At 61.7% G+C, this 14,762-nt stretch carries 12 protein-coding genes; 9 read left to right on the plus strand and 3 right to left on the minus strand.

Annotation, left to right across the window (positions count from 1 at the left end; all coding sequences use genetic code 11):
* Nucleotides 1–12 precede the first annotated feature (12 nt).
* The 5 genes from ACI0FG_RS00120 to ACI0FG_RS00140 all read left to right on the plus strand — a co-directional run bounded on the left by ACI0FG_RS00120 (nt 13) and on the right by ACI0FG_RS00140 (nt 5,080).
* A complete protein-coding gene (locus ACI0FG_RS00120) occupies nt 13–1,416 on the plus strand; it encodes a cobyrinate a,c-diamide synthase (RefSeq protein ID WP_419786532.1) in 1,404 nt (467 codons plus the stop codon).
* A gap of 9 nt (nt 1,417–1,425) precedes the next feature.
* On the plus strand, nt 1,426–2,694 hold the full coding sequence (locus ACI0FG_RS00125; RefSeq protein WP_419786533.1) for an MFS transporter: 1,269 nt from the start codon (nt 1,426–1,428) through the stop codon (nt 2,692–2,694).
* Between the two features lie 3 nt (nt 2,695–2,697).
* Nucleotides 2,698–3,255, plus strand: coding sequence for an AmmeMemoRadiSam system protein A (gene amrA, locus ACI0FG_RS00130; RefSeq protein ID WP_419786534.1), 558 nt, complete (start codon nt 2,698–2,700; stop codon nt 3,253–3,255).
* 139 nt (nt 3,256–3,394) lie between these two features.
* On the plus strand, nt 3,395–4,612 hold the full coding sequence (locus tag ACI0FG_RS00135; RefSeq protein ID WP_419786535.1) for an HD-GYP domain-containing protein: 1,218 nt from the start codon (nt 3,395–3,397) through the stop codon (nt 4,610–4,612).
* A gap of 9 nt (nt 4,613–4,621) precedes the next feature.
* Nucleotides 4,622–5,080 carry a hypothetical protein gene (locus tag ACI0FG_RS00140; protein ID WP_419786536.1) on the plus strand — a complete coding sequence of 153 codons (459 nt, stop codon included), beginning with the start codon at nt 4,622–4,624 and terminating at the stop codon, nt 5,078–5,080.
* 6 nt (nt 5,081–5,086) lie between these two features.
* Here ACI0FG_RS00140 and ACI0FG_RS00145 read toward each other — a convergent pair whose 3' ends face one another.
* From ACI0FG_RS00145 to ACI0FG_RS00155, 3 genes are all read right to left on the minus strand, one after another.
* Nucleotides 5,087–5,350 (minus strand): cysteine-rich small domain-containing protein, encoded by a 264-nt coding sequence (locus tag ACI0FG_RS00145; RefSeq protein ID WP_419786537.1) that lies wholly within the window; start codon nt 5,348–5,350, stop codon nt 5,087–5,089.
* An 88-nt stretch (nt 5,351–5,438) separates the two neighbouring features.
* Nucleotides 5,439–7,340, minus strand: coding sequence for a flagellar assembly protein A (locus tag ACI0FG_RS00150; RefSeq protein ID WP_419786538.1), 1,902 nt, complete (start codon nt 7,338–7,340; stop codon nt 5,439–5,441).
* Between the two features lie 118 nt (nt 7,341–7,458).
* Nucleotides 7,459–8,712, minus strand: a complete 1,254-nt coding sequence (locus tag ACI0FG_RS00155) for a BPL-N domain-containing protein (RefSeq protein ID WP_419786539.1) — start codon at nt 8,710–8,712, stop codon at nt 7,459–7,461.
* A gap of 142 nt (nt 8,713–8,854) precedes the next feature.
* On the opposite strand from ACI0FG_RS00155, the gene ACI0FG_RS00160 reads away from it, so the two are divergent.
* From ACI0FG_RS00160 to purN, 4 genes are all read left to right on the plus strand, one after another.
* Nucleotides 8,855–11,521 carry a valine--tRNA ligase gene (locus tag ACI0FG_RS00160; RefSeq protein WP_419786540.1) on the plus strand — a complete coding sequence of 889 codons (2,667 nt, stop codon included), beginning with the start codon at nt 8,855–8,857 and terminating at the stop codon, nt 11,519–11,521.
* Nucleotides 11,522–11,718: 197 nt separating this feature from the next.
* Complete coding sequence (gene cobA, locus ACI0FG_RS00165; protein WP_419786541.1) at nt 11,719–13,224, plus strand: uroporphyrinogen-III C-methyltransferase; 1,506 nt, start codon at nt 11,719–11,721, stop codon at nt 13,222–13,224.
* A gap of 87 nt (nt 13,225–13,311) precedes the next feature.
* Entirely contained in the window at nt 13,312–13,707 is a 396-nt protein-coding gene (locus ACI0FG_RS00170) for a hypothetical protein (RefSeq protein ID WP_419786542.1), read from the plus strand.
* A gap of 72 nt (nt 13,708–13,779) precedes the next feature.
* Nucleotides 13,780–14,484, plus strand: coding sequence for a phosphoribosylglycinamide formyltransferase (gene purN / locus ACI0FG_RS00175; RefSeq protein ID WP_419786543.1), 705 nt, complete (start codon nt 13,780–13,782; stop codon nt 14,482–14,484).
* Nucleotides 14,485–14,762 lie beyond the last annotated feature (278 nt).

The following is a 14,762-nucleotide window of genomic DNA, read 5'->3' on the forward strand; positions in this document are numbered from 1 at the left end:
ACGGGGGAGACCATGAGCGCGATTAAGGCCTGGGTGGTAGCCGGGACGCACAGCGGGTGCGGCAAGACCTCGGTATCGCTCGGTCTCATGGCGGCGCTGGCCCGTCGCGGCTTTGCCGTGCAGCCGTTCAAGTGCGGTCCCGACTTTATTGATCCCGGCCACCACGCCAGGGCCTGTGCCCGGGGGGGAAGGCCCGTTCCCAGCCACAACCTGGACGGCTGGATGCTCGACGCCCGGACCAACATCGATATGTTCAATCGCTACGCCGCCAACTGCGACGTGGCCGTTGTCGAAGGGGTCATGGGCCTCTTTGACGGCATTTCCCCCACCGGGGACGACGGTTCCACCAGCCAGACGGCCAAGGCGCTGGGGCTGCCCGTGGTTTTGGTGGTGGATGCCCGGTCCATGGCGAGATCGGCTGCGGCGCTGGTATCGGGATACGCGGGGTTCGACCCTGCCCTGAACCTCGCCGGTGTCATCTTCAACCGCGTGGGCAGCGAAAACCATGCCGAACTGTTGAAAGAGGCCATGACGCTGCTCCCGGGGGTGCCGGTCCTCGGCTGCCTGCTGCGGGACGAGTCCCTTGCCACTCCCTCGCGGCATCTCGGCCTGATAACGGCGGAAGAGAACGAACCGGACCCGGAACGCTATCAGAGGCTGGCCGACTGGGTGGAAGCGGGCGTGGATATGGAGAGCCTGCTGGCCCTTTTGCCGGATGTGGAGGTGATGCCTTCCTTTGAGCCGGTTGCCGAGTTGGGCAGTGTCTCCATCGGGCTGGCCCGGGATGCCGCCTTCAGCTTTTACTACGAGGACAACCTGCGCCTGCTGCGTGAGGCCGGGGCGCGGCTGGTCGAGTTCTCTCCCCTGAAGGATCCCCGTCTGCCCGACGATCTGGCCGGGCTTTACCTGGGCGGTGGCTACCCGGAAATGTACGCCTTCGAGCTGGGGCAGAACAACCGGCTGCGGCGAGAGATCAAGGAATTTTGCGAGTCCGGCCGTCCGGTCTATGCCGAGTGCGGCGGGTTCATGTACCTGATGAACGACATCGTTACCGGGCGGGGACGCTATGCCATGTCCGGGGTATTCTCCATGCGTGCGGAGATGGGCGAGCGGTTTCGCGCCCTGGGGTATCGCGAGGTGACGCTCCGGGAAAATTCCCCGTTGGGACCGGCCGGTGGTGTGGTGCGCGGCCATGAATTTCATTATTCGTTCATTCAGGGGGAGAGCCTCCCGGAGGACACGCATCCCATCTATGCGGTAACGGGCCGCAAGGGTGCGCTGGCCGGACCGGAGGGCTTTCTGTCCGGCAATACGCTCGGTTCCTACATCCATCTGCATTTCGGCAGCAACCCGGGGGCGGCCGCTGCCTTTGTGGAGGCGTGCCGCGAGGCGGCCGACCTGCCGCCGTACCACTAGGGCAGGGACGTGTCCGGGGAAAAGTCGCCGTTAAGAGCACTCTGGTCCTGGGCGCTTTACGACTGGGCCAACTCCGGCTTCGCCGCACTGGTGCAGACATTTGTCTTTGCCGCCTACTTTACCCGCGCCGTGGCCGAGGACCAGACATTGGGCACGGCCCTGTGGGGCAACATGATGGGCGTGTGCGGGCTGGTTATCGGGCTGGGCGGCCCGTTGCTCGGGGCCGTTGCCGACCGGTCCGGCCGCCGCAAACCGTGGCTCGCGCTCTTCACGGCCCTGTGCATCACAGCCACCGCTCTGCTCTGGTTCGTCCGGCCGGAACCCGACTTTGTCCCCCTCGCCCTGCTGCTGGCCGGTGTGGGAACCGTGGGCGCGGAATATGCCAACGTTTTTTACAACGCCATGCTGCCGGAACTGGCCGAACCCCGGACCGTGGGCCGCTGGTCGGGCTGGGGCTGGGGGCTGGGCTATGCGGGCGGGCTGATCCTGCTGCTTATCGCCCTGTTCGGCTTTGTGGAGCAGGGGGCCTGGTTCGGCCTGCCGCGCGAGGCGGCGGCGAACGTGCGGGCCGTCATGCCGCTGACCGCGCTGTGGTATCTGGTCTTCTGCCTGCCGCTCTTTCTGTGGACGCCGGATCGCGGCGGGGAGCGGGTTCCGCTTGTCCGGGCCATGGGCCAGGGCGTGGCCCAGCTGCGCAATTCCCTGCGGGAGGCGCGCCGTTACCGTTCCATCGGCCTGTTTTTGCTGGCCCGCATGTTCTACAACGATGGGCTGACCACCATGTTCGCCTTTGGCGGCATCTATGCGGCCGGTACCTTCGGCATGTCGCCCAGCGAGGTCATCCTTTTCGGCATCGGGCTGAACATTACCGCCGGGCTGGGGGCGGCGGCCTTTGCCTGGCTGGACGACCGGGCCGGGCCTCGGCGCACCATTCTGGCCGCGCTCATCGGGCTTATCATACCGGGGGCGCTTATTCTGCTGGTACAGTCCAAGACGCTTTTCTGGATTTTCGGGTTGGGGCTCGGTATCTTTGTCGGGCCTGTCCAGGCTTCGAGCCGTTCCTATCTGGCGCGGACAGCCCCGGAGGAGGTGCGCGGAGAGTTGTTCGGCCTGTTTGCCCTGTCCGGCAAGCTGACCTCGTTCATGGGGCCGCTATTGGTCGGGTGGCTGACGCTGGCCTCCGGCAGCCAGCGGGTGGGCATGGCCTCGGTCATCGCCCTGTTCATCATCGGGTTTGCGGGCATGTTGCTGGTCCCCGCCGCCCATCCCAAGGAGTGAATCATGGAACAGTTCCGTTTCGAAATTACCGATGAGGAAAAGAAATATCTCAAGGCCCAGGTGGTCCGCTCCATCTCCTCCGGTCTGCGCCTGCCCGACGCACCGGTCCGTCCGGACGATCCGCCTACGGAAAAGCTGCGCGAGTCGCTTGGCGCGTTCGTCACCCTCAAGCTTGGCGGCAGGCTGCGCGGTTGTATCGGGATGGTTCAGGGACAGGGGGAACTGTATCGAACCATATGGGACATGGCGCAACGGGCCGCCTTTGAGGACCCGAGGTTTCCGCCCGTGTCGGCCGAGGAGTTCGAACGGCTGGAGTATGAGATATCCATCCTGAGTCCCATCGAACCCTGCCCGGATGCGGCCCTGGTGGAAGTGGGACGGCACGGGCTGATCATGATGCGCGGCGGCCGTTCCGGCCTGCTTTTGCCCCAGGTTCCGGTGGAGTGGAAGTGGGACCGGGAGACATTTCTGGCCCAGACCTGCCTCAAGGCCGGGCTGGACAGGGATGCCTGGCTCGACCCCTCGACTTCCATCTTCTGGTTCGAAGCGGTGGTCTTTTGAGCGTAGGGAAAGTTGAATTGGTTTTCCGGTCAGTTGGCGCCAATCAGCAGGGTTTTGGGCCCGCTTCTCGACATGAGGTACCTGATAAGGTATGCTTAAAAGTACTGCGATACCAAACATACGGGAGCTGACCGAAAGTATGCGCGGAATGATCAGGAAGGTGTCGGTGGAAGACCTGGAACCCGGAATGGAGGTCGTCCGCCTTTCCAGCGAGCTGTGGGAACACATGCCCAACCTCTATACCCATCCCGGGCCCATCAAGTCCCGCGAGCAGGTCCAGGCCCTGATTCGCGAGGGATTCCTTCATGCCTTTGTTCGCCAGGAAGATGCGGACCGCCTCACGACAGAGGACCGACTGGATCAGCTGGTTGCTGAGCGCACCTTTTCCCCGCCCGTCAAGCCGCGCGTACCCTTTGAGGCCGAAGTGGAAGCCGCTGGTATGGCCTACGAAAACGCCATGGTCCACGCCCGCCGGATCATCAACGACGTGAAGATGGGCCGCAAGGTGGACTACGAGGCCTCGCTGGACACGGTGGGGAATATCGTGGACAGCGCCGTGCGTAACCCCGATACCCTGGTCTGCCTCTCCAAGCTCTCCACCTACGATGAATATACCTACGCCCACTGCATCAACGTGGCCACCATCGCCGTGGTTTTCGGGGAGTACCTGGGGATGACCCGCGACGAGCTGATAAATCTGGGCGCGGCGGGCATGATGCACGACCTTGGCAAGACGGCGGTACCTTCCCGGATCATCAACAAGCGCGCCCGGCTCACGGAGCAGGAGTTTGCGGAAATCAAGCGGCATCCGGAATACGGGTGCGATATTCTGGAAAAGAACGGGCATGTGCCGGATGAAGTGCTTGACGCCGTCCGTCATCATCATGAAAAATGCAATGGCGCGGGCTATCCCGAGCACCGCGTGAAAAAGGACATTTCGTCCCTGGCCCGGATCATCAGCCTGGCGGACGTCTACGACGCCCTGACCAGCGACCGCTCCTATAAGGACGCCATCCTGCCCAATAAGGCTCTGGCCATCATGTATGGTATGCGCGAGCAGGATTTCGATCCCATGGAGGTCCAGCTGTTCATCAAGTGCCTGGGCATCTTTCCTTCGGGCAGCCTGGTCAGGCTGACCAGCGGTTCTTATGGCGTGGTCTACGAGTCCAACCCCGCCATGCCCCTGCTGCCCAAAATCAAGATCATCCTGGACGAGGATTTGCACCCAATTCCTTCGCGACTGGTTGATCTCGCTGCGGAACAGGCGGTGGGCCGTAGCGACCTGCAAATTCTCGAGTGTGCCGATCCGTCGGCGTACAAGATTAATCTCAAGCCCTATCTCACGCGCAAAAGGTAAGTAAATCGCATGTTCGACTCTGAAGTTTGGATCGTGCTGTTCGTACTGACAGCCATCCTTTACTCCATCAAATGGTGGCAGGGCAGCCGCAAGGTCAAGGTATACCGCATCAGCCAGCAATCCCTGGAGCGGTCAAAGGAAGTCATGCTCAAGGTCCTCCCGTTGGTGGAGGACGGTGAAGAGTGTGTGCTGGATTGTTCCCGGCTCCCATACGCCAAGGATACCGTGAAGAGCGCGGCCAAAATACTGGCCTATTATTATTGGAAAGAAAATTGCCCGGAGGAACTGGGCCGGGTCAAACGCTGCTTCGTCTCCCTGGGGCGTTTTCAGCGCCGGGCCGAGGATGAGGATCACACCATCCGGTTGGCGACGCGGGAGAAAAAGCAATTGAATCGGGAGATGGATTACTACCTGACCCATTACCCGTTCAGGGCGCGGGCCAAATCGGTTCCCGCCGAGAAAAAGTAGCGCCGTCTACTCGTCCGCGCCGCGAATCTTTTCGAATTCGGCCTTCAGCCGGGCCATGATCCTGTCGTATCCGGCCGGAGTGTGGGGCAGCATGCAGGGCGTGCAGTCCTTCACTCCGTTTTTCATCATGTGCGGTGTGCCGCCGCAATCCTTCAAAAAATAGAGCGGACAGAAGCAGAACAGGCAATTGAAGTCTTCCGGCCGCTTGGTTTTGTGGCAGGGGAAGTAGCGGCAAGCGCTGTTGTTGAAGAAACGGTGGCTGTTTTCCATGACGACGGGCGGCGCGGGCCAGGGCTGGGGTTGTGCTGATGTAGGGTACGAATACCCCGAAAAGGGCCTGTCCGGCAATGGGCACCGGTCAGCGGGTCACGATGGTCCGCGTCTCTTGATCCCAGAAGATGATGGAAGCTTCGGTGCGCGTCTTGAAAGTCAGGGTTCGGATGCCGATCTTGACCGTGGCACCAGGGAAGAGGAAGCGCTGCACCTTGATGCGCCGTCCGGCCAGCTCCGCCTGCCGTTCAAGTGCCATCCTGTTTATTTCCTTTCGGATTACCGAGCAACGTTCCATCAGGCATTGCCTGTGGGCGATCAGTTCGGTCACGGCCGGGAAATCGTCCGGGCAGGTGCGGGCCAGAATTGTTTCGGGCGAATCCGACCCGAGCGCCTCGTCGATTTTGTCCATGGCCTCTTGCAGTGAAAAGAGTTCCCGTTCCTGTTCGGTCTCCACCCGTTCTTCCAGTTGCAGGCCGACAGTGGTGGGGACGCCCAGGTCCGAACCGACTTCGTTGACCTTCAGCCCCCTGGTTGCGATTACCGCTCCGCCCTGGACAATGCCCTGGCCACGCGTGGCCTCGAACCGGCCGCCCGCGCGGATCAGGGAATTGGTCACTTCGTTGGCGATGGTCACGTCTCCCCTGGCCCGGATGACCGCATTGATCGCAAAGTTTGCCGTAACGCCACCGCCCGCGACCAGCTTGCCGCCCTGGGCCATGAGGATGCCGCCGGCCACTTCGATGTTGCCCCCGGCCTCGACCGTGGCACTTTCCACCGATCCGCCGACAAAGATGTGTCCCGGCGTGCTGACCCGGAATCCGGACAGGATGTTTCCCCGGATTTTGATGGAACCCCTTTCCATTTCCACGTTGCCCGATACCAGGTCCACGTTGCCGTTGATGACCATGCACTCGGTGATGGTCAGCACGTTTCCTTCCATAACGGCGACGCCGTGGGTCTTGGCCTGAAAGGTCAGTCCGTCTTCCATTCGGGTAACGTTTTCTCCGGCGTGGAAGGTGGGGTCAATCCCCGCATTGGCAGGTATGGTCTTGCCAAAGAGGTCTATGCCGCCTTCGCCTGGAGTGGCCCGATGCATGCGGGCGATGATCTGGCCGGGCTCGACCATGGGGAAGCAGCCCCGGTTGCGAAAATCCAGTCGCCCTTGTGCGTCTTCCGTACCAGCGGTCTCGCGGGTGGAAACAAGATATTCCAGCCAGCCGTCCTCTCCCGGAATCGGATGGGTGCCGTGCGCCACTTCCTGGTCCGGCAGCTCGCCATCGTTTTGCGCCGCCCGTTTTAGCCGGCGGGCCAGCCGGTCGGTATCGATGTCGATGACTACCCCCATGTCGCGCAGCTGTTTTTCCAGCTTGTCCGTGGTGATGGGGTCGCCCCGAAAGTCGCGGTCGTGCACTGTGGCCGTTATGGTGATGGCGTCTTCGGACATGTGGGCCACCGGGTGTACGCGCAGCACGCCGTCCCTCAATCGGGCCAGCCCCCATACCTGTGCGATCAGGGTCTCCCCGTCCGTATCAAAGGATACGTTGTCGCCGGGTTTTACATCTATGGCCTGTGGGGTGAAATTTGCCGTGGGCTTGAGAATCCTGCCGTCGATGGTCCGGCCGTTTTTGGCCTCCACGGACTTGCGCAGTCTGGCGAACCGGTCGCCGGGAAAGACAGGGTATTCGAGCTCGCCCAGAGCGGTGAGCGAACCGTCACGCGGTTCCTGTGGCGGAATGCCGTGTACAAGCGTGATGCGCTTTATTTCGCCGTTGCAGCAGAGGTTCTCCACCACCTGCCGGGCGGCTTCCTCGTCCACGGGCAGGTTCACACCGGCTTCGGCTATCTGGCGTTTGAGCAGGGCCACCGAGGGACCTTCTCCGCCGCAGGGCGGGAAATATCGATTGACGCCCAGCTTCATGCCGTCCTCGGAGAGCGAAAAGCGGAACCGTGCGTCCGAAGTCTGAATGAGTTGGGTCTGTTGAGCCATTGCGTCCTGCTAAAAAAAAGATATAGCGGGCGCATACCGGCAAGGCTTTACGCCTTGTCAGTGTCACCGCCAGGATGGTCGTTAGCACAAGGAATGCGGCTCTGCAACCGGCCGGGAATCAGATCTTTCGGCCGATAGAGAGCCGCCAGTATAGTTCTTCGAGTAGTTCGGAAAGGTCGGTGGAAAGTCCGCCGGGTTGGGGCGGCAGACCAAACAGGGCGGCGCGCTGTTCGCGCAGCCCCTCGCGGGAGACGGCATCGGGGTCGGAATGGAACACTGTCATGGCCAGCCGTTCGGCCAGCAGGTAGCCGGACAGGCCGCCGGTCAGGAGTTCCATGAGGACCTTGAAACTGTCGTGGTGCCGGTTCCAGAAGGACAGGGCGTTATCGTCGGGTTCGACGGCCATGGCCTCGCAGATGAGGGAATACAGGGAATTGATGCCTGCGCCCGGAATGCCTCGCCTCCAGCCGAGCAGCCAGGGATTGCGCCAGAAGAGCAGAAAGTGGCTGGTGCCGGTGGCGATGATCCGCTCCATGGCCTGACGGGCTTCGGCCAGCACCGGGTCGTCCCAGACCACGGGCCGGGCAGCCACGTCCCAGGCCGGAACCGGGCCGCCATCGATCGACCTGCCCAGCGCACTGCCGAGGATATGGAGCAGCCAGCGGTTGGCCGCCGGAGAGGCCGGGGTCTCCAGGTGGGCGTAGCTCAGGATGACGCGTCCCTTGCCGTAGCCGTTTTCGATGACGCAGGGCTGGTCCCGCATGAAGTCGGGCTGGAGCTGGATGCCGTAGAGGTTCTCCCAGTCCGCCGTGGTGCCTTTGGGCAGGGTGGCCAGATGCAGGTCCGCCACCCAGAAGTCCGGGCCGGGCTTGCCGTAGCGGGCCAGCACGGTGACGCCGTCGGACTTGGGATCAAAGCGGCCGGGCCACCATACCGGGAGCATGGCCGGGGAGCCGAGGTCGTCCGGCACCAGGGGGTGGTCCGTGTTCAGCACAGCCTCCACGTGGCCGGAGAGGAAATGATGCAGCCGGTTCTTGTATCCCTTGCGCGTCCAGGGACACAGGCCGAGGCCGTGGCGGCCGGTCAGGGCCAGTCCGGTTCCGCCGCAGAACCCCAGATAGGTGCCGCCTTTTTCCACATATTCGCGGATGGCGTCCATGCCTGCGGGGCCGAGGCGTTCCGCCTTTCCCCTGGCCCGTCCGCCGGGCACTATGAGCAGGGCCGGAACCTCGCCGGACTTGCCACTAAGCACGCCTTCGGCTATCTCTGTGCCACGCACGAGACGGTGCGGTATGCCCCATGCTGCAAGGGCGCGGGTGACCAACAGGCCCCAGAAATGTGATTCGTCCCAATATACGTGGATGCTTGACATGCTCGGCTCTCTTGACAAGGGTAGCCCGACGCTATCAAAGGCGTATACCAAAACGCAAGCGTAACCATACGAAATTTCAGGCCGTCGGGGAAGCGGGTTTTCCCAGATTCGCAGACGGGCCGATAAAAGGAAGGAAATCTCAATGTCTCGCAAAGAGCTGGCCAAGGCGTACGAGCCTTGGGACGTCGAGGAAAAGTGGGAAACCCACTGGGAAGAGGAAAAGACGTTTACACCCGATCCCGAGGATCCGGGCGAGGCGTATTCCATTGTCATTCCGCCGCCGAACGTCACGGGCGTCCTGCACATGGGCCATGCCCTGAATCAGACCCTGATGGATATTTTGTGCCGCTACAACCGGCAGAAGGGCAAGAACGTGCTGTGGGTGCCGGGCACCGACCACGCGGGCATCGCCACCCAGAATGTGGTGGAGCGCCAGCTCAAGACCGAAGGGCTGACCCGTGACGACCTGGGCCGCGAAAAGTTCATCGAGCGCGTCTGGCAGTGGAAGCAGGAGAAGGGCGACCATATCTTCAAGCAGATTCGCCGTCTCGGCGCGTCCGTGGACTGGACCCGCGAGTGCTTCACCTTCGACGAGCAGCGCGCCCGCGCCGTGCGCGAGGTCTTTGTCCGGCTCTACGAGCAGGGACTGATCTACAAGGGCAACTACATCATCAACTGGTGCAACCGTTGCCACACCGCTCTTGCCGACGACGAGGTCGAGCACGAGCCGCGTCCCGGCCATCTCTATCATATCAAGTACGCCCTGGCCGACGGCTCCGGCGATCTCATCATCGCGACCACCCGGCCCGAGACCATGCTGGGTGATACGGCCATTGCCGTGAATCCGGACGACGACCGGTTCAACCACCTCATCGGCAAGGAGGCCATCCTGCCGCTGGTGGGCCGCGTCCTGCCGATCATCGGCGACAAGTACGTCGATATGGAGTTCGGCACCGGCTGCCTGAAGGTCACGCCCGCCCACGACATGAACGACTGGGAGCTGGGCCGCAAGCATAACCTGGAAGTCATTTCCATTCTGGACGAGGACGGCAACGTCAACGAGAACGCGCCGGAAAAATATCGCGGCCTGCACAAGGACGAGGCGCGCACCGTGATTTGCGAGGAGCTGAAGGAGCAGGGCTATCTGGTTGACGTGCAGGAGCACGACCACTCGGTGGGCGCCTGCTACCGTTGCCACTCCGTCATCGAGCCGCACGTCTCCACCCAGTGGTTCGTTTCCATGAAGCCGCTGGCCGAGAAGGCCCGGGCCGCCGTGCCGTCCAAGACGCAGATTTTCCCGGAGCACTGGACCAAGACCTATTACGAGTGGCTGGACAACATCCGCGACTGGTGCATCTCGCGCCAGATATGGTGGGGCCACCGCATTCCGGCCTGGACCTGCGAGGAGTGCGGCAAGATCACCGTGGCCATCGACGATCCCACGGAATGCTCCTCCTGCGGCTCCAAGCACATCGTTCAGGAAGAGGACGTGCTGGATACCTGGTTCTCCTCCGCCCTGTGGCCGTTCTCGACCATGGGCTGGCCGGACGATACCGCCGAGCTGCGCAAGTATTACCCGACCTCCTGTCTGGTCACCGGGTTCGACATCCTGTTCTTCTGGGTGGCGCGCATGATGATGATGGGCCTTCAGTTCATGGAGGAAATCCCGTTCCATCACGTTTACATCCACGCCCTGGTGCGCGACGAGCACGGCAAAAAGATGTCCAAGTCCACCGGCAACGTCATCGATCCGCTGGATATGGTGGACAAGTACGGTGCCGACGCCCTGCGCTTCACCCTGACGAGCTTTGCGGCCATGGGCCGGGACATCAAGCTCTCGGAGCAGCGCATCGAGGGCTACAAGCACTTCATGAACAAGATCTGGAACGCGGCCCGGTTCTCCATGATGAACCTGCCCGACGTGATCCCGGCCGAGGACGTGACCAAGGCCGAGGGCCTTGCGGACCGCTGGATTCTGCACCGGCTGGAAGAGGTCAAGGCGGACATCGCCTCGGCCACCGAGGAGTATCGGTTCAACGAGATCGCCCAGATTCTCTACAAGTTCATCTGGTCCGAGTTCTGCGACTGGTATCTGGAGATGATCAAGCCCACCCTGTACGGCGAGGACGAGGCGGCCAAGGCCCGCACCCAGACCGTGCTCTGGACCGTGCTCTCCGAAATCCTGATCCTGCTCCACCCGGTCACCCCGTTCATCTCCCAGGAAATCTGGTCCGTGCTGCCGAGGCCCGAAGGCGACGACCGCAGCGAGGATATCGCCACCCTGCGTTTCCCGGAGAAGCGCGAGGGGTGCCTGGACCCGGAGGCCGTCAGCCAGATGGAGCTGTTCATGGGCGTGGTTTCCGGCATCCGCAACATCCGCACCGAGCTGCTCATCGAGCCCGCCCGGAAGCTCGACCTGCTCATCCGTACGGTGAGCGAGAAGGACGAGGCCGTGCTGAAGGCCAATACCGGCCTGATCCAGTCCCTGGCCCGCATCGAGGGCGTTACCATCGGCGCGGACGTCAAGGCTCCCAAGGCCTCGGGCGCGGCCGTGGTGCAGGGCAACGAAATATCCGTACCTCTTGAGGGTGTGGTGGACTTCGACTCGGAAATCGCGCGACTGGACAAGAATCTGACCAAGCTGGACAAGACCATGGTCGGCGTTGCCAAGAAGCTCGCCAACCCCGGTTTCGTCAACAACGCCCCCGCCGAAGTGGTGGAGGGTGAAAAGACCAAACTGGCCGGCATGGAAGAGGAAAAGACCAAGCTCACCCAGCTCAAGGCCCGCCTTGAGAGCGTGATGGCATAAGCGTTAGGAAAATCACGGCGGCGGAGAGTTCCCCTCTCCGCCGCCACCCAATAACCAACGTCCCCTCCCCCTGCGAAGCAGACCAAAAAGTTTAGGAAGGGAGATAGGGATGGGGGTCCGGGGGAAGGGGAAGAGGGACAACCCTTTTCAAAGGGTGCCCCTCTTCCCCTTCCCCCGGCCGCCGGAGGCAAAACAACATGGCAAACGTCTTTCTCGTCGGAGCCGGTCCGGGAGATCCGGGCATGCTCACCCTGCGCGCCAAGGAGATCATCGAGACCTGCGACATCATGATCTACGATTATCTGGCCAACGCCGACTTTCTGAAATGGTGCAAGCCGGACTGTGAAGTCCTCTACGTGGGCAAAAAGGGCGGGGACCATACCCTGCCTCAGGACAAGATCAACGACCTGATCGTGGAAAAGGCGCGCTCCGGCAAGATCGTTTGTCGTCTTAAGGGCGGCGATCCCTACGTCTTCGGACGCGGGGGCGAGGAGGGCGAGGAACTGGTCGCCTCCGGCATAGACTTCGAGGTCGTGCCCGGCATCACCGCCGGTGTGGCCGCTCCGGCCTATGCCGGTATTCCGGTCACCCACCGCGACTTCACCACCTCGGTCTGCTTCATCACCGGCCATGAGGACCCCACCAAGGAGGAGTCCGGCAACAACTGGCAGGTATACGGCCAGTCCAATTCCACCCTGGTCTTCTACATGGGCGTGGGCAACCTGCCCATGATCGCCGAGAACCTGATGAAGAACGGCCGCGCCGCCGATACCCCGGTGGCCCTGGTCCGCTGGGGCACCCGCTGCAACCAGACCTCCATGGTCTCCACCCTGGAGAACGTGGCAGAGGATGCCAAGGCGCGGAACTGGAAGGCCCCGTCCATCATCGTGGTCGGCGGTGTCTGCTCCCTGCATGACAAGCTCAATTGGTTCGAAAAGCGGCCGCTGCTGGGCAAGGGCGTTGTCGTCACCCGCGCCCGCGAGCAGGCCAGCGGACTTGTCGGCACCCTGACCGGCCTGGGCGCGTGCGTGCACGAGTTCCCGACCATCGCCGTGGAGCCGCTGGACGACTACGAGGAAGTGGAGACCGCCATTCTCCAGCTCGCCCGCTATCAGTGGGTGGTGTTCACCTCGGTCAACGGCGTCAAATTCTTCTGGAATCAGCTGACCGCCGTGGGCCTGGATTCCCGCATCTTCGGCGGCATGGAGATCGCGGCCATCGGTCCCGCCACGGCGGATGCCCTGCGCGAGCGCGGCATCAACCCGGATTTCGTGCCGGAAAAGTACGTGGCCGAGCATGTGGTTTCCGGCCTGCTGGAACGCGGCATCCAGGGCAGCGAGGTGCTTATACCCCGCGCCAAGGTCGCCCGCGAGGTCCTGCCCGAGGAACTCAAGAAGGCGGGGTGCAACGTCACGGTCCTGCCGGTGTACGAGACCAAGCTGGTCCAGGCGTCCGGCGACGAGATAGAGGAGGCCATGAAGAACGAGGCGATTCAGTACGTCACCTTCACGTCCTCTTCCACGGTGGAGAATTTCTTCGAGCTGATTTCACCGGAAACGCTGCGTTGCTACCCGGACGTCAAGCTCGCCTCCATCGGCCCGGTGACCACCCGGACCGTCGAGAAGTTCGGCTTCAAGCCCGATGTGGAGGCCACGGACTACACCATCCCCGGTTTGGTGGAGGCGCTGCTGGCTGAAAAGTAATCGATTCCCTATAAATGACCGTTGAAACGGATGGCCGGTTTGGGTAGTCTGTCCCGTGAGGTTGAAAATTCAGCCGAAGGAGACCGAATGCCGATTACCTATACCACGGAAGAACGCTTCGGCTATATTCTGGCCGTCATCAGCGGTGAGACAAACAGCCCGGAGATGTTGTTCGACTGTATTGAGGCCATACTGACTTTCCCCGGTCTGTCCGAAGATTTTTCCAGATTGATGATTGATCATCGGCAACTGGTTTTCAGTGGTGAGGACAATGCCCACTATGGTGTGGCGCTCAGGATTTCCCGGGATCTGCATCTTGAATCCCCCCTGCGCATTGCCCTGGTCTCGCGGCCGGAACGTTTTCACAGCGCCAGATTATATGAACCGGTCGGTTCCGAGTTCGGAACGAAGGTCAAGGTGTTTACCTCTGCGGAGGAAGCATCTGTCTGGCTGACGGGATCGCGGGATTCCGCTCTTGATTAACTAGCCCGAATGGGACAAGAAGGCGCGGAGAGCAAATTGCTCCGCGCTTTTTCTTTTTCGAAAGGAGTTGTCATGAAACTGCCCATTGCCGTTCTCATATCCGGTTCCGGTTCCAATCTTCAATCCATCATCAACCGTATTGAGGCGGGCGTGCTGGACGCCGAAATCAAGCTGGTGCTTTGCAACAAGCCCGGTGCCTTCGGCATTGAGCGCGCCAAGAAGCACAACCTGCCCTACAAGGTCATGCTGCACGACGACTACCGCTCGCGCGAGGACTTTGACCGGGCCATGATAGACGCCATCATCCAGGCTGGGGTGGGCGAGGACGGGCTGGTCGTCATGGCGGGTTTCATGCGCATCGTCACACCGCTTTTTCTTTCCACGTTCCAGAACCGGGTCATCAATATCCATCCATCCCTGCTGCCGAGCTTTCCCGGCGTGAACGGCCAGGCCGAAGCTGCGGACTACGGGGTCAAGATCGCCGGGTGCACCGTCCATTTCGTGGACGAGCAGATGGACAACGGCCCGGTGGTCATCCAGGCCGCCGTGCCCTGCCAGGCGGACGAGGACGGTAACGTGCTCGCCCCGCGCATCCTCAAGATGGAACACCGCATCTATCCCCAGGCCATCCAGTGGTACGCCGAAAACCGGCTGCGGATCGTCGGCCGCCACGTTGAGCTGAAGGTCTCGGGCCGCACCCGGACCGCGCAGCCCAAGGCCGATATTGAGCCCGAGACTTACGCCCTGGTCTGGCCTCCGCTGGAGAATGGATTCTAGAAGCAGACTCCGGGGGCTGCCGTCCCTTCCTGACTTTTATTGAGGCTTGAAGGAAGAGTGACAAATCCCTCGGGATTTTGTGTCACTCTTTTTTGCGTCGACATTTTTTATGCGACACAACACACTGAAATCATGCAAAATTTGTTTTTGTTTGCTCGTGATCAAAACAAAAGAGCTGCAACCGCTTGACTTCGGCTGTGAATTTAAGTGATAATCATTCCTATCAGCACGGGGTGAGTATGGAACCCGTCCGGCATACCCTGATGCCGGCTGCTAAT

Source organism: Pseudodesulfovibrio sp. 7M6 (genome assembly GCF_050058625.1).
GTDB classification, from domain to species: Bacteria; Desulfobacterota; Desulfovibrionia; order Desulfovibrionales; family Desulfovibrionaceae; genus Pseudodesulfovibrio; species Pseudodesulfovibrio salinus.